At 72.9% G+C, this 16,916-nt stretch carries 3 protein-coding genes; all 3 read left to right on the top strand.

Annotated elements, in window-relative coordinates; translation table 11 throughout:
* Positions 1 to 45 precede the first annotated feature (45 nt).
* The 3 genes from GWK15_RS09730 to GWK15_RS09720 all read left to right on the top strand — a co-directional run bounded on the left by GWK15_RS09730 (position 46) and on the right by GWK15_RS09720 (position 16,914).
* Entirely contained in the window at positions 46 to 2,943 is a 2,898-nt protein-coding gene (locus tag GWK15_RS09730; RefSeq protein WP_168041085.1) for an FAD-dependent oxidoreductase, read from the top strand.
* A gap of 189 nt (positions 2,944 to 3,132) precedes the next feature.
* Complete coding sequence (locus GWK15_RS09725; RefSeq protein ID WP_168041084.1) at positions 3,133 to 4,932, top strand: ShlB/FhaC/HecB family hemolysin secretion/activation protein; 1,800 nt, start codon at positions 3,133 to 3,135, stop codon at positions 4,930 to 4,932.
* A 3-nt stretch (positions 4,933 to 4,935) separates the two neighbouring features.
* Complete coding sequence (locus tag GWK15_RS09720; RefSeq protein WP_168041083.1) at positions 4,936 to 16,914, top strand: two-partner secretion domain-containing protein; 11,979 nt, start codon at positions 4,936 to 4,938, stop codon at positions 16,912 to 16,914.
* Positions 16,915 to 16,916: the final 2 nt, after the last annotated feature.

The following is a 16,916-nucleotide window of genomic DNA, read 5'->3' as shown; positions in this document are numbered from 1 at the left end:
GCGCATGCGATGATCGGAAACCGTTTTCTCCGGCACGGCAAGGGCATGCGCCTCACCTCCCCGACCATCGCGCGCGCGGCCGCGCCCATCCGCTTCACCTTCGAAGGGCGGGAGATCGAGGCGCTGCCGGGCGAGACCATCGCCGCCGCGCTGTCGGCCGCCGGCATCCTCGCCTTCCGCGAGACGGCGAAGGACAAGGCGCCGCGCGGCCTCTGGTGCGGCATGGGGGCGTGCTGGGACTGCATCGTCACCGTCGACGGGAAGTCGGGCCAGCGCGCCTGCCTGGTGAAGGCGGAAGCCGGCATGCGCGTGGAAGGCGCACCGCCGCGCGAGCCGGCGCCGCTCGCGACGCCGCCCGCGCAGATCGCCGATCGCGCCTGCGACGTTCTGGTGGTCGGCGCCGGGCCGGCGGGCCTCTCGGCCGCCATCGCCGCCGCCCGGGCGGGCGCGGATGTCGTGGTGCTGGACGAACGCGGCGAGGCCGGCGGGCAATACCTGAAGCCGCTGGCGAAGAGCCACGCCAACGCCGCGCCCGACGCCCAGTTCCGCAAGGGCGCGGCGCTCCTCGCCGAGGCGCGCGCGGCCGGTGTCGCGATCCACCAGGGCGCGACGGTCTGGGGCGGCTTCGCGCCGGATGAGATCGCCGCGCTGCTGGACGACGGCGCCGTCACCTTTCGCCCGAAGCGGCTGGTGCTCGCCCCCGGCGCGCATGAACGCCCCGTCCCGGTGCCCGGCTGGACCCTGCCCGGCGTGATGACGACTGGCGCGCTGCAGACCCTCGCCCGCGCCCAGCGCGTCAGCCCGGCCGGGCGCGTCGTGATCGCGGGCAGCGGGCCGCTCAACCTGCAGCTCGCCTGCGAACTGATCGCCGGCGGCGTGGAGGTCGCAGCGGTGGTCGAGGCCGCGCCGAAGCCCGGGCTCGGCGCCTGGCGGGACATGCTGACGCTGGCCCGGTCCTCGCCGGACCTCGCCTGGGATGGCCTGCGCTACCTCGCGATGCTGCGGCGCGCGGGGGTGCCGGTGCTCTGGGGCAGCAGCATCGCAGCCTGCGAGGGCACGGACCGCTTCGCCGCGCTGCGCATCGCGACGCCTGGGGGTGAACGTCGCATCGAGGCCGGCGTCGCCGCGCTGAACATGGGCTTCCAGCCGGAGACCGGCCTTGCCCGCGCCCTCGGCTGCGCGCAGCGCTTCGCGACCGAGGGGCCTGGGGCCGAGATCGGGAGGCTCGAGACCGTGGCCGAAGAGGACGGGCGCACCAGCATCGCGGAGGTCTTCGCGGTGGGCGACGGGGCGGCGATCGGCGGGTCGCGCGTCGCGCTGGCGCGCGGGCGGCTCGCGGGCCTCGCGGCGGCGCGCGACCTCGGCTTCTCCGCACCCGAGGACGCCGTGGCACGGCAGGACCTTGCCCGCGCCCTCGCCTTCCAGCGCGCGCTCTGGCGCATCTTCGCCGCCCCGCCCTTCGACCCCGCGGCGATCGCCGACGCCACCATCGTCTGCCGCTGCGAGGAGGTCACCGCCGGCGCGCTGCGCGAGGCCATGGACGGCGGCGCGCGGAGCCTCGCCACGCTGAAGAAGCAGACCCGCGCCGGGATGGGCCGCTGCCAGGGCCGGATGTGCGGCGCAACCGTCGCGCGCCTTGTCGGCGCCCCGGCGGACGAGGCCGCCTTCGCCGCCCCCCGCGCGCCGATCAAGCCCATCCCCGCCGCCGCGCTGATGCGCGAGGTGCCCGAGGGCTACGAGACGCCTGCCATCGAGGCCCCGACGCCGATCCGCTGGCGCAGCCCCGCCGCGGCCCTGGCGCCCGAGAACCGCGCCTGCGACGTGCTGGTCATCGGCGGCGGGGTGGTCGGCCTCTCGACCGCGCTCTACCTGGCGCGGGAGGGGGTGGACGTGCTGGTGGCCGACCGCTCGGAAACCGGCCTCGCGGCGACCACGGCCAATGCCGGCAGCCTGCACGTCCAGCTGCTGTCCTATGATTTCGGGGACAAGGCGGAGGCGCTCGGCACCGCCGGGCCGGCCATGGCGACGCTGCCGCTCGGGCCGCGCTCCATCGCGCTCTGGCGGGAGATCGCGCGCGACGCCGGGGAGAGCTGCGGCATCCGCACCGAGGGCGGGCTGATGCTCGCCGAGACCGAGGAGGAGATGGCCTGGCTGCGCGGCAAGACCGCCGCCGAGCGGAGCGCGGGCATCGAGAACCACGTCATCGGCGCCAACGAGCTGCGCGACATCGCGCCCTACCTGGCGCCGCGCTTCCTCGGCGCCGCCTTCTGCCCGGACGAGGGCCAGATCGACCCGCTGCGCGGCACCGCGGCGCTGCTCGGCCTCGCGCGCAAGGCCGGGGCACGGATCGCCGGCGGCATCGAGGTGACCGGCATCGACCGGGACGGCAGCGGCTACGCCGCCGCCACCGAGGCCGGGACCATCCGCGCCGGGCGCGTCGTCGTTGCGGCCGGGCCGTGGTCGGGGCGGATCGCCGCACTCGCCGGGGTGCGGCTGCCGGTCGGGGGCCTGGTCCAGCAGGTCATCGCCACCGAGCCGACCGCGCCGCTGGTGCCGCACCTGGTCGCCCATGCCGGGCGGCACCTCTCCTTCAAGCAGGGGCCACAGGGCCACCTGTTGATCGGCGGCGGCTGGCCGGGTATTCACGATCCCGTGAGCGGAACGACACGCAACCGGCGCGACAGCATCGAGGGGAACCTCTGGATCGCCGGGCATGTCGTGCCGGCGGTCGCGGGGCTTTCGGTGCTGCGGGCCTGGACAGGGCTCAACGTCCATGTCGACCGGGCGCCGATCCTGGGCGAGGCGCCGGGCTGCCCCGGCCTTTACGCCGCCGTGACCTCCTCGGGCTTCACGCTCGGGCCGGTGGCGGGGCGGATGACGGCCGATGCGGTGCTGGGGCGTGAGGCGGTCGCGCCCGATTTTTCCATCGGTCGCTTCGGGTGACGGAAGCGCCGCCCTCAACCCACGCGTGCATTCCTCCGAATGCCATTGTCCGCGGCGATGCAAACGCGTTGCCTTCGGGTGACGGCGTTTAATTTTTGGAAACGCAAACGTGATCCAGCGGTTCAATTGCATCTGTATGCAGCTATGGTCGTCGCAGAATCGGATTGATCGGGCTCGGCGACCCCAGGGATGACCATCAAGGCCACCAGCTTTCCCGCGCACCGCGCACGTCGGCGCGGCGTGTTGCCGGCCGCGGCGACCGGCATCTCCGTCCTGCTGGCATCCGGCGCCGTCCTGGCGCAGGCGCCGGTCAACATCCCCCGCCCGCCCCCGGCCCAGTCGGACCTGATCGACCGCGTGGCCCCGCCGCCCACCCCCGCCGTCAGCCCGCGCACCCTGCCGCCCATGCCCCAGGCCCAGCGCGGCCCGGGCGAGACGCGCGAGGTCCGGATCTCCACCGCCTCCGTCCAGGGCAACTCCATCCTCTCGGATTCCGAGATCCGCCGGCTCCTGGCGCCGATCGAGGACCGCACCATCACCCTGGCGCGGATCGAGGAGACGCGCCTGACCCTGCTCGGCGCCTATCGCCGCGCCGGCTATCCCTTCGTCTCGATCGCCGCCGCGCTGGTCCCCGGGCCCGACGGGCGCAACGAGGTCCGCTACGCCGTCACCGAGGCCTATGTCGCCGAGGTCCGCCTCGACGGCGACATCGGCCCGGCCGGCACCCAGGTCCTGCGCTTCCTCGAGCGCGTGAAGGAAAGCCGCCCGGTCTCGACCCGCGACGTGGAGCGCGCGCTGCTGCTCGCCTCGGACGTGCCCGGCGTGACGGTCCGCGGCGTGCTGCAGCCGATCCAGGGCGAACCGGGCGCGCTGCGCCTGATCGCCCAGGTCTCGCGCCGCGCGGTCAGCGGCTACTTCAACGTCGACAACCGCGCCTACCAGCTGACCGGCCCATGGGAGGCGCTGCTTGTCGCCGGCGTCAACTCGATGACCGAGTTCGGCGAGCGGACCGAGGCCTCGATCTACGGCACCGAGGGCGGCACCCAGTGGTTCATGCAAGCCAGCGAGGAGGTCTTCGTCGGCTCCTCGGGCCTGCGCATCCGCATCTATGCCGGCATGGGCAACACCCTGCCCTCGGGCCAGCTCAAGGAGATCGGCTACGAGGGCGAGACCTCGCTGGCCGGCATCGTCGCCAACTACCCGATCATCCGCTCGCGGCCCGTGAACCTCTGGGCCATCGGCCAGTTCGACGCCTTCAACTCGAACATCTACACCGGCTCGGGCAGCAGCTTCGGGCGCACCCTGTCCGGCCGCGACCGCATCCGCGCCGTGCGCGGCGGCTTCGACGCCCAGGCGATCGACACCTTCCTGTGGTTCGCCCCGCCCGCGACCAACCAGGCCACGGCGCGCGCCCACCAGGGCGTAGCCGTGTGGGACACCACCTCGAACAACGACGCCTTGTCGAGCCGGCTCGGCAGCGAGTTCGACTTCACCAAGTTCACCGGCGAGTACCAGCGCATCCAGCCGATCTGGGCGCCCTGGGACGGGGCGATGTTCAACTTCCAGGCGTATGTCTCGGGCCAGTGGTCGACCAACGTGCTGCCGAACGCCGAGAAATACTACCTGGGCGGGAACCGGCTGGGCCGCGGCTTCTATTCGGGCCAGGTGACGGGTGACTACGGCTACGGCTACGCGCTCGAGTTGCAGCTCGACATCGGCTACGAACTGCCGGCCGAGCCCGCGCTCGGCACCAATCGCGCGACGTCGCAGTTCTACCTCTTCCGCGACCTGGGGTGGGCGTACCAGAACCTGGACGCCGACCGCGACCGCCGGCTCTCCTCCTGGGGTGGTGGCGTGCGCACGGTGATCTCGGAAGCCGTGCAGGTCGACCTCGAGATCGCACGGCGAATCACCACCCAACCCGATGGCGATTTGTCCGAACCGCTGCGCGCAACGCAGGTATACTTCCGGACGCTTGTGAGGTTCTGAACCATGGCACGCGTTGCGAAGACGGGCCGGCCGGCGGCCGTTTCGAAGCCCATTCCGGCCCCGGCGCGCGCGCCGCACCGACGCACGCCGCATCGCGGCTGGCTGCTCGCGACCACCGCGCTGCTGCCGATCGCGGCCGGGCCGGTCGCGGCGCAGACGCTGCCATCCGCGACCACCGGCCCGACCGGCGGGCAGGTCACCGCCGGCCAGGCGGCGATCACGCGCGGCGCCGGCAGCACGACGATCACGCAGGGCACGAACCGCGCCGCCATCGACTGGCAGCAGTTCAACGTCGGCAGCCAGCACACGGTCCAGTTCGTCCAGCCCAATGCCGGGTCCTGGACGCTGAACCGCGTGATGACGCCCGACCCGTCGGTCATCGCGGGCCGCGTGCAGGCCAATGGCGGCGTCGCCATCGTCAACCAGTCGGGCGTCGTCTTCGCCCAGGGCGCGCAGGTCAACGTCGCCTCGCTGATCGCCTCGGCCGCCGGCATCACCAATGAGAACTTCATGGCCGGACGCATGGTCTTCGACCAGGCGCCGCGGCCCGGCGCGCGGGTCGAGAACCACGGCACCATCACCGTCGCCGACCGCGGCCTCGCCGCCCTGGTCGCGCCGGGCGTGTCGAATTCCGGCGTCATCCGCGCGCGGCTCGGGCGTGTCGCGCTCGGCGCGGCGGAGACCTTCGTCCTCGACCTCGCCGGCGACGGGCTGATCAACATCGACGTCACCCAGGCGGTGCGCACCGCCCCGGACGGCAACCAGGCGCTGGTGACGAATACCGGCGTGATCGAGGCGCCGGGCGGGTCGGTGCTGCTGACCGCGCACGCGGCCTCGGGCCTCGTCGAGGACCTGGTCCGGCAGACCGGCGTGATCAACGTGCAGACCGTGGGCGACCAGACCGGCGAGGTGGCGCTGCGCGCCCAGGGCGGGTCAGTGCGCGTCGACGGCACCATCGACGCGACGGGCGGTGCGGGGCAGCGCGGCGGGCGCGTCGCGGTGCAGGCGACGGACGGCGTGACGGTCGCCGGCACGGCGCGGATCGACGCCTCGGGCGGGGCGGGCGGCGGGCAGGTGCTGGTCGGCACCACCGGGCGCGGCCGCAACCAGACCATGGCCGCGCGCACGACCGTCGAGCGCGGCGCGGTGATCCGCGCGGACGCGACGCAGAACGGCAATGGCGGCGAGATCGTCGTCAACAGCACCACCAGCACCGAGATGCGCGGCACCGTGTCCGCGCGCGGCGGTGCCATGGGTGGCAATGGTGGCTTCGTCGAGATCTCGGGCCAGCAATCGCTGCTGATCTCGGGCTTCATCGACCTCGCGGCGCCGTCGGGCACGCCGGGCGAATTGCTGCTCGACCCGCAGAACATCATCGTCAGCAGCAATTCCAACGTGAATCCGCCGGGTGGCGGCAGCACGGTGACGGACACCGCGACCGACCCGGCCGCGAACTTCACCGCGACGACCGGCAACAACAACCAGTGGCTGCGCGTCGATCCCGGCGCGATCACCGGCTTCAACGGCACCGTCACGCTCGATGCCGGCAACAACATCGTCGTCGATTCCGCCATCAACAAGACCAATGGCGGGCTGGGCCTGACCGCGGGCGACAGCATTACCATCAGTGCCAATGTCAGCGTGAGCGGCGCGCTGAGCCTGGCCGCGACCGCCGGATCCATCAGCATCGGCGCCGACCTGCGCGCGGCGTCCATGACCATGACGGCCGGTACGGGCATCAACCAGACGGCGGGGACCATCGCCTCGGTCTCGGGCGTCGGCACCGCGCTGCCGCTGAGTGCGACGACGGCGGCGGGCAATATCTCTCTCGCCCAGGCGGGCAATGGCAGCCTGGCGCTGACCTTCTCCGCCCCCGGCACCGTCACGGTGCAGTCGGGGGACTTCGCGAACGGGCAAAGCGGCGGCACGGCCGGCGCCATCGAGATCGCGGGCGCGTCGAGCGGCGGCGGCGTGACGCTGGTGTCCACGCGCCAGAACGCCAATGCCGGGACGGCGGGCACCGGCACCATCGCCGTGAATGCGTCGCTCACCTCGACCGCCGGCGTCACGCTGAACGCGGACGGGGCAATCACGCAGAACGCGACCGGCGCCATCGTAACGGCGCGGGATTCGACCGGCATCCTGCGGATCCGCAATCGCACCGACGGCAATGCCACCGCGGCCGGCAGCGCCGCGCTGGACCAGGCGGCGAACCAGATCGCCGTGCTCGATGCACGCACGACCGGCGCGTTCGCGGTCTCCTCGGCCGGCTTCGCGGCCACCGGCGCGCCCGACAACTTCCCCGCCAACCCGACCATGTCGGTCACGCTGGCCGAGGGCGGGTCGGTCGCGCTGACCGCCCCGCGGCTCGCGCTGCCGAACGGCGCGGTCGCCACGGGCACCGATGTGACGCTGGTCGCGACCGAGACCGGCGGCGGGGCCGCCTCCGCTGCGACGCTGACCATCGGCGGGGCGGTGCGGACCGCCGACGAAGGCACGGTGCGACTGCGCGCCGACCGGATGGACCTGACCGGGGCCACCTTCGACGCGACCGGGGCGGGCAACAACCTTGCCCTGCTCGAGATCGGGCCGCAGACCGCCGGGCGCGCCATCGCCTGGGGCGGCACGGACGGGACCAACCTCTTCCTCGACACCGGCAGCCGGACGGCGATCGCGGGCGCGGATGCGACGACCGTGCGGCTCGGCCAGACCACGGTGAACGCGACCGCGGTGACGGCGGGCGACATCGCCTTCGGCAGCAACCTGACCATCGCCGGAACGCTGTCGCTGAACGGGACGGGGGCGATCTCCACGGCCGGCGGCGTCCTCGACGTGCCGACGCTGGTGATCCGCGGCGCGACGAGCAACAGCGGCGCGGCCTCCGTCGCCCTGTCCGGCGCCAACGTCATCGACGCACTCGACGCGCGCGCGACCGGCGACGTCAGCGTCACCTCGAGCGCGCCGACTTTCAGCATCCTTGGCGCATCCAGCGGCGCCGGCCTGGTGCTCGCGGCCACGGCGGCCGCCGGCGTTCTCGACCTCGGGACCGGCACGGTCTCCGCCGCGACGAGCGCGAACCTCTCGGCCGGCAGCGGCGGCATCACGCAGGGCGGGGCCGGGACGTTGACCGCGGCAAGCCTGCTCGCGAACAGCACCGGCAACATCAGCCTGACCGGATCCGGCAACGCCATCGGCGCCATCGTCAACGGCATCACGGCGCCAGGCGGCAACGGCCCCCTGCTGACCGACGCCAACCGCGGCGTCTATGCCGGCGGCACCTTCACCCTCGCGACGTCCGGCGCGCTGTCGATCACCGGGGCGGTGGAATCGCGCGGCGGCCTGGTCGACATCACCGCGGGCAGCGTCTCGATCGGCGCGCCGATCGCCGTCTCGGGCGGTGTCACGCCGACGCTGCGGCTGACCACCAATGGCTCGGGCGCGGCCTCCGGCAATGTCAGCCAGACGGCGCGGGTGCTGACGACGGCCTCCGGCGCGCTCGCCGTGACGGCGACGGGCAGCGTCGACCTCTCGCGCACCGACAACAGCATTCCGACGCTGCTCGCCTCCTCGGCGGGCGGTCCCTTCTCCTTCACCACGACGGGCGGCCTCACCGTCTCGGGGGCGGTGTCGGCGACGGATTCCCTGCAACTCTACGCCCAGGGCGGGACGCTGGCCGTCAACGGCGCGCTGACCACCACCAATGCCGGCTTGATCGCGCTGACCGGCACCGACATCACCCAGGCGGCGCTGATCCGCCCGCGCGGCGCCGCGGCGACCAGCGGGGGGTCCGTCAGCCTCACCGCCACGGGCGTCACCGGCGCGATCGGCCAGTCCACCGGCGGGCGGATCGTCGCCGACAGCCTCAGCCTCAACGCCAATGGCGGCGTCAACCTGACCGCGGGCATCGGGATCGGCACCACGGCCGGGCTGGGCCCGGGCGATGCCGGCAATCCGGCGCTGTGGAACACCATCGGCAGCATCGTCGCGAGCACGGTCGGCGACTTCCGCCTGCTCAATGTCGGCGACCTGCTGTTCCAGGGCAGCGCCTTCAACAGCGCCGCCGGCGGCACCGTCGCGATCGTCACCCGCGGCCGGCTGACCGTCGGCGACTTCAGCAGCATCATCGCCGAGGCGATCAGCGTCGGCGCGGGCGGCGGCGTCACCGTCAACGGCGTCCTTGGCAATGCCGGCTTGACCACCCGGCTCGACATGACGACGAGCCCGGGCGGCACCATCGTCCAGGGCGCGGGCGGCAGCGTCGGGACCAACACGCTGCGGATCCTCGCCGCGGGCGACGTCGACCTCAGCGGCACCGGCAACACCATCAGCAACCTCGCCGCCGCGGCGCTCGCGGCGGATGTCGGGATCAACGTCCGCAGCAATGTCGGCCTGACGACCGTCTCGGCCGCGGCGCCGAACATCCTGACGCCGGACAACACGGTGACGACGGGGCCGATCGGGATCGTCAGCAACGACATCACGCTGCAGGCGCCTTCCATCACGATCGGGGCCGGCGCGCCGCTGGTACGCTTCGACACGAACCAGGTGGGCAGCGTCACGCTGATCACCGACAACCTGATCAACGGTGGCGGCGAGATCGACCTCGGCCCGGGCGGCACCTTCGGGATCGGCTTCGACAACCCGAACATCGAGATCCTGGTCGGCGACCCAACGATCGACACCAACATCGTCGCGATCCCCGGCGCGTCCTACGTCATCGCCGCGACGCCCGTGACGGGCGCGCTGACGCAGTGGATCAGCGGCACCTACATCAACAACCTGCCGCTGTCGGCCGGCACGGTGAACGCGACGCTGCGCATCGGCACCCCAGGTCAGACCGCGCGCACCTTCGTCATCGGCGCGCTGACGCCCAACGCCAAGTTCACGACCTTCGACATCCGCGGCGGCGACGTCGTCGTCGGCGCGAACGTGTCGGCGCCGGGCCGCACCGTGAACCTCGCCGCCGGCGCTAGCATCCTCCCCTCCGGCACGTATGCGCGGTTCGAGACGATCCTCACGTACGATGTCCTGCTGAACCCGATCGTCTCCATCAACGTGCTGAACCCGGCCTACCTGCAGGCCAACGGAGTCATCACGGCGGGCACGCTGATCGCCAACGCCGCGGGCAACGTCAACCTCGGCGGCGTCGCGCACAACGTGGCGTCGCTGTCCGGTTCCGCGGGCGGGACCTTCAGCTTCCGCGACGCGGACGGCTTCCAGATCGGCCCGGCGGGTTCGGGCGGCATCTCGGCACCGACGCGCGTCGTGCTGCAGGCGGATACCGGCAGCATCACCCAGGCGACGGGTTCGCCGATCGACACGGCGGCGCTCGAGGTCAACCTGCCGGCCGGGGCCCTCGTGCTCGACGGCGGTTCGGCCAACACGACGCTCGCGGCGGATCTGAACCGCATCGACAGCCTGACGCAGTCTGTCCTCAGCAGCTTCAACGCCAACAACGGTATCACCATCCGCAACAGCGGCGATCTGGCGCTCAACGCGTGGGTCGTGACCGACACGGCGGCGGGCAACGTCACGCTCCATTCTCAGAGCGGCAATATCACCCAGCCGAGCAACCTTATCACGACGAACACGCTCTCGGTCTCGGCGCCGGCGGGCTCGGTGGCCCTGACCAACGGCGCCGTGCCACCCACCACGACATCCGTGGTCGCGAATGAGCTCGGTGCCGTTGGCACGGTGTTCGTGGCGGGCGACTTCACGCTGCGCACCTTCCTCGACATGAACCTCACGGGCGCCGTGCAGGTCGGCACGGCGGCGGGCGGGACGTCGGGGGCAGCGACCCTCGTCTCGCGCTTCGGCAGCATCGTCCAGCAGGCCGGCGGATCGCTCGCGGCGGACAGCCTCACGGCGGTCGCACCCGGCGGCTCGGTGCTGCTGAACGGCGCGACGACGAATTCCGTGGGCACGGTTCTCGCCAGCAGCGCCGGGACGGACTTCCGCCTCTTCACCGACCGCGCGCTGACGGTGGCCGGCACGATCACCGGCGGCGCGGCCGGCACGGTCGCCCTGCGCGGCGATTCCGACGTCACGGTCAATGCCGCGCTGTCCGGCGGTTCCATCGCGGTGCAGAGCGGCGGCGACCTCGCGACCACCGCCACCCTCACGGGCGGCGCCGGCGGAGCGGTCACGCTGGCCGCCACGGGCACCGTGGGCATCGGCGCCAACGTCTCGGGCGGGACGATCAGCGCGACCGGCGGCGGTGCGATGACGGTCGGCGCCAACATCTCCGGCACGTCGATCGAGCTCCAGGGCGCGGGGATCACTCTCGGCTCGGGCGGCCTGGGCGGCACGCTCACGGCGAACCGCGTCCTGCTGCGCACGGGCGGCAATTTCGACCCGGCCTCGGGCACCGCGGGCGGGCCGAGCATCGTGCAGACGGCGGGCACCATCGAGACGTCGCAGTTCTCGGCCTCCGCCCCGGGCGGCGACATCACCCTCACGGCGACGGGCAACACCTTCGGCACGATCGTCGCAGGCGCGGATGCCGGCGGCGCGGCGGCCTCTGCCGGCATCGTCGCCGGCGGCAACGTATCGCTGACCACCGACGGCACCCTGGCGCTGAACTCGCCGCTGCTCGCCGGGTGGGATCCGGCGCGGACCGGCGTGACGGTCACGCTGCGCGCCGACCAGATGACGCTGGGCGCGCTGGTCGATACGCGCGGGCCGGGGGCGACGAACCGCCAGGCCGGCGTGATCGACATCGCGCCGCTGACGGCCGCGAATCCCGTCGTGCTGGGCGGCATCGTCGATATCGGCGCACCTTACCTGACGCTGGAGGCGAGCGAGCTCGCCAATCTCCGCGCCGGTACCATCAACGTCACGACGACGAACACCGGCGAGGGCATCTACATCATCGACACCGCGGCGCTCGCCGGCCTCATGACCGGCGGCACCACGCTGAACCTCTCGGCCGCAAACGGCTTCGTCAACCAGTTCGCCTATGCGACCACGACGTCGCAGCTGACGGTCGAACGCCTGAACATCGCCGCCGGGTCCTTCGTGACCGTCGGCAGCGCCAGCAACCTGATCGGTGAGGTGACCGGCATCAGCGCGGGCGGGGCGATAAGCCTCGCCTCCGCCAGCCCGCTGCTGACACTGAGCGGCGCGGTCGCGTCCGCGGCTTCGGGATCGACCATCACCATCCGCGCCGACGACCTCGCGATCACCGCCGGCGGCAGCATCACCGTGCCCAGCGGCACCGTCGACATCTCCGGCGTCACCGCTGGCCGGGGCATCAGCCTCGGCACCGAGGTCGCGGGCACCCTCGGCCTATCGACCGCCGAGATCGGGCGGATCGGCCAGACCACCGATCCGCTGGCGCTCGTGCGTTTCGGCGACACCGGGTCGGGCACCATCCAGATCCAGGGCAACGTCTCCTTCCGCGACGCGCCGGCCGATGCCTCCTCGGCCGTCGGCGGCGCGCGCGCCCTCGCACTGCAGCTGACCGCGAGCAGCACCGGCGGCGACATCACCCAGACCGGCGCGGGTGGCCTCAACGTCGCGACCATCAGCGCCGTTGCGCGCAGCGTCTCGCTGACCTCGGCGGCCAATGCGGTCGACACCGTCACGGCGCTGACCGGCGCCGGCGGCGGTGCGGCCCTGCGCAGCGCCCGCGACCTGGTGCTGCCCACCGGCGTCACCGCCTCGGCAGCCGGCGGCGCGCTCGCCGTCACCTCCGACGGCTTCCTGACGGTCAATGGCGGCGCGCAGGCGACCGGCGTGGCCGGCGACGTCGCGCTGACCGGGCGGACGGGCCTCGCCATCGCCTCGACCGCGGCGGTCTCCGCAGGCGGCGGCATCGCCCTGACGGCCGGCCCGGCCGCCGGCAACGGCGTCGGCACGCTGTCGATCAACGGCACCGTCTCGGCCACCGGGGACATCGTCGCGAGCGCGACCGGCACGCTGACCGTCGCGCAGGACATCCAGTCCAGCGCCGGCAACATCACGCTCAGCACCGTCGCTCCCGGCACCCAGCCGGCGGCGGACATCGTCATCACGGCGCCGACCGTGGTCGGGCCGAACCTCGGCACCAGCGCCTCGGTCACCGAGATCATCGCGACCGGCGCGGGTGCGGGCGTCGTCACCCTCTCGGCGACGGGCAGCATCACCCAGGCGGCGTCCGGCACGCAGATCAGGGCGAACGCGCTGCAGGTGGTCGCCGGCGTCAATGCCGACCTCGGCCCGGCGACCAACCAGGTCACGGAGCTGCGGTCCCTCTCCGCGGGCGGGGCCGCCTCGCTCACGGTGCAGAACGGGCTGCTCGTCACCGGCCTCGCCTCGGCGGTCGGCTCGCTGACGCTCAACGCGGGCACCACGCTGACGGTCGCGGCGACCGGCACGACGGAGGCGACCGGGCCGGCCAGCGTCCTGTCGCTGAATGCCGGGACGGCGATGACGATCAACGGCACCGCCTCGGCCGAGACGGTCAACCTGACTGCCTCCGGCGGCCAGCTCGCCATCACCGGCGGCACGGTCACCGGCGGCGCCGGGGCCGGCGGCAGCGTCACCCTCGCGGGCACCTCGCTCGCGATAACCGGCGGCGCCGACGTCACGGCGCAGACGATCACGGCCAACCTCGCCTCGGGCAACATCACGCTCGACAGCAGCAACGTCGCGGCCCAGGGCGCGGCGGGCGTGCTCTCGCTGGCCACGACCGGCGTCGTCTCGGTCACCGGCGGGACGGTCGGCGGCAACACGGCGACACTCGATGCCGGCGCAGGGGGCCTCACGGTCACCAATGCGGCGCTGACCGCGGGGTCGGGCGGCTTCACCCTGACCTCCGACGGGGCGACCCTGCTCTCGGGCGGGACCACGACGGTCACGGGCGGGACGCTGCAGGTCCTCGGCCAGACCAGCGCGCGCATCAATGGCGGCACGCACAACGCATCGGGCGGCGTGGCGGTTAACGCGACGGCCGGGCTGGCCGACATCCTGAGCGCCACGGTTGGTTCGACCGGCGGCGACGTGACCGTCTCGGGCACCGCGGCGACGATCAGCGGCGGGCAGGTCAACGCGGGCGGCCTGGTCGGCCTCACGGCGTCCACCGGCAATGCCGTCGTCAGTGGCGCCACCGTGGGCGCGGGCACCGACATCACCCTGACGGCGACTGCCGGCCAGGCGACGGTAACCAACGGCGCCCTGACGGCGGGCGGCGACATCCAGTTGCAGGCCGACACGCTGGCGCAGATCAGCGGCGGCACGCACCGCGCGACCGGCAATGTCGACCTGACCGCCACCGGCGGTGCCGCCAACCTGACCGGCACCGCCAACGTGACGGCGACGAACGGCGAGGTGGCGCTCATCGGCACCTCCGCGAGCATCACGGGCGGCATCGTCCGCGCAGGCACCGACATCGCGCTGACCGGCACCTCCGGCCAAACGCTGGTCGACACCGCCGACCTTGGCGCCGGGCGGGACATCATCCTGCAGAGCCCTGGCGGCGCCTATATCGCCGGCGGCGTTGCCGTGGCCGGCCGTAACGTGACGCTGACCGGGCCGGGCAACTATGCCTACATCTACAACGGCGCGGACGTCACGGCGACTTCGGGCGCGGTCGATCTTTCCGGCGCCTACGCCATCATCGATTCGAGCACCATCCGCGCCGGCACTGACGTCACCCTGGCCGGCACGAGCCAGGCCTACATCTACGCCGGCACGACGAACGCGGGCGGGAACATCTCTGTCGACGGCGCCACCTTCGCGGCGCTCTATCTCGGCACCCATACCGCGGGCGCGGGGGTGAACGTCACCGCCGCCGCCGGCGACGCCTACCTGTATTTCACCAACGCGACCGCCAATGGCGGCAACATCGCGCTGGCCGGCCTGACGACGACGATCGACACCTCGACCGCCGGGGCCTCGGGCAATGTCACGATGAACGGCGGCAGCGCCCTCGTTTCCGCCAGCACCATCACCGCCGGGGGCGACCTGGCGATGACGGCGACCGCCGGCGCGGCGACGATCACCAACGGCACCACCGACGTCACCGGCGCGATCACGCTCCAGGGCGCGACGCAGGCGCAGATCAGCGGCGGGACGCATACCGCCGGCACCGGCGTCTCGCTCACCTCCTCGGGCGGCGCGGCGAACGTGATCGGCACCGCCGTCGCGGCGAATGGCGGCGACGTGACGCTCTCGGGCACCTCGGCGACGATCGACACCACGACCGTCGGCGCTTCGGGCACCATCTCGCTGACCGGCACGACCGGGTCCGCGATCGTCTCCGCGGGCGGGCTGACGGCCGGGGACAGCATCTCCGTGCAGGGCCGGACGCTGGCGCGGATCACGGGCGGGACGCATGTCGCCGCGCAGGACGTGACGATCGCTTCCGCGGCCGGCCCGGCCGAGACGCTGAACACCACCGTCACGGCCACCGCCGGCACGCTGTCGATGACCGGCACGGCCGCGACCATGTCCGGCGCCACGCTGCGCGCCGGCACCGCGATCGCGATGACCGCGACCGGCGGGGCCGTCTCCACCACCAACGGCTCGCTCACCTCGGGCGGCGACATCACGCTGGCGGCGTCCGGCACGGCGACCCTGGCGGGCACCGTGACGAACGCGACCGGGGCGACCTCGATCACCGGCCAGGCCGGTGCGACGCTCTCGGGCGGCAGCCATGCGGGCGGCCAGGGCTTCGCGCTCGCGGCCCCCGGCGGCACGGCCACCCTGTCGGGCACGACGATCACCTCCGGCACCGGCGGGGCGGTCTCCGTCACCGGTGCGGCGGTGGTGGTGAATGGCGGGCAGGTCGCGTCGGGCGGCAGCCTGGCGCTGTCGGCGACGGCCGGCGACCTCAATCTCGGTGCCCCGGTGCTGTCCGCCGCGACGACGCTCGGCCTGAATGCGACCGGCACGGTCCTCGTGCAGCCGGGCACCTCGGCCGCGGCCGGGACCGACCTCACGGTCAATGCCGGCACGCTCACCGTGACCTCGGCGTCCCTGTCCGCCGGGCAGGACATGCTGATGACGGTCGGCGGCGGCGCCTCCTTCTCCGGCGCCTCGCTCTTCGCCACGCGCGACATCCGCCTCGGCGCCGGCGGGCTCGTCTCGGTGAACGGCGGCAAGTTCGACGGCGGGAACGAGATCGCGCTGTCCGGCGGGTCGTTCAACTTCACCTCGGCGAACATCGACCCGCAGGTCATCCGCATCACCGCGGTGAACAACATCTCGATCGTCAACTCGACGATGACGGCCTCGGACGCCATCCGCATCCTCGCGGGCGGGTCCATGACGGTGACGGATTCGACCTTCACCGCGGTCACGCTCGGCATCGAGAGCGGCGGCCCGCTGACGCTCGAGCGCGGGCTCTACATCATCGGCGACGCGGTGGTCTTCGCCAGCCCGACCAGCATCCAGACGGTCGGGCGCATCGTGGTCCGCCCGCTCGGCACCGACCTGCCGGGCGTCGCCTTCGACACCCGCATCACCGTCCCGGCGATCGATCCGCTCGACATCATCCAGCCGGACAACCCGAACCTGCCGGCCTCCCAGCAGCCGACCCAGGTGCGCGAGCCGGGCACCGACGCGCCGGGCGACTTCGGCGTGCCCACCGGCAATCCCGCCGGCACGCTCAACTTCACCATCGATGCCGGCCGCAGCGCGATCTTCCTGCTGATCGACGGCGGCAGCGCGACGGGCGACATCAACACTGCCGGGCGCGTCGGCATCTTCGGCACCGGCGGCACGGTGACGCTGCGCGGCACGCTGATCGACTACCAGGGCAACCAGTATTCGGGCGGCAACGCCTCGGCGCTGACCGACTCCGCCCGCCCCGCGCCCGGCGACGCCCTGGCGCGCTTCACCTTCAACGACTGCGTCATCTCCTCGATCAACTGCTTCGTGCCGCAGCAGGTGCTGGCGATCCCGCAGGCCCCGCCGCAGCAGGTGGACATCCGCCTCTTCGGCAGCCGCATTACCGACCCGGACGTGCAGATCCCGAACGTCGCAGAAGAGGACTACTGAGC

It is taken from the genome of Neoroseomonas oryzicola (genome assembly GCF_012163135.1).
GTDB classification, from domain to species: domain Bacteria; phylum Pseudomonadota; class Alphaproteobacteria; order Acetobacterales; family Acetobacteraceae; genus Neoroseomonas; species Neoroseomonas oryzicola.
The sequence above is the reverse complement of the archived record's forward strand: the minus strand, read 5'-3'. Positions and strand labels throughout refer to the sequence as shown.

What these genes read in the sequence shown, in the direction of transcription:
- GWK15_RS09730 (WP_168041085.1), top strand. Translation starts at nt 46, where the DNA reads ATGCGCCTCACCTCCCCGACCATCGCGCGCGCGGCCGCGCCCATCCGC.
- GWK15_RS09725 (WP_168041084.1), top strand. Translation starts at nt 3,133, where the DNA reads ATGACCATCAAGGCCACCAGCTTTCCCGCGCACCGCGCACGTCGGCGC.
- GWK15_RS09720 (WP_168041083.1), top strand. Translation starts at nt 4,936, where the DNA reads ATGGCACGCGTTGCGAAGACGGGCCGGCCGGCGGCCGTTTCGAAGCCC.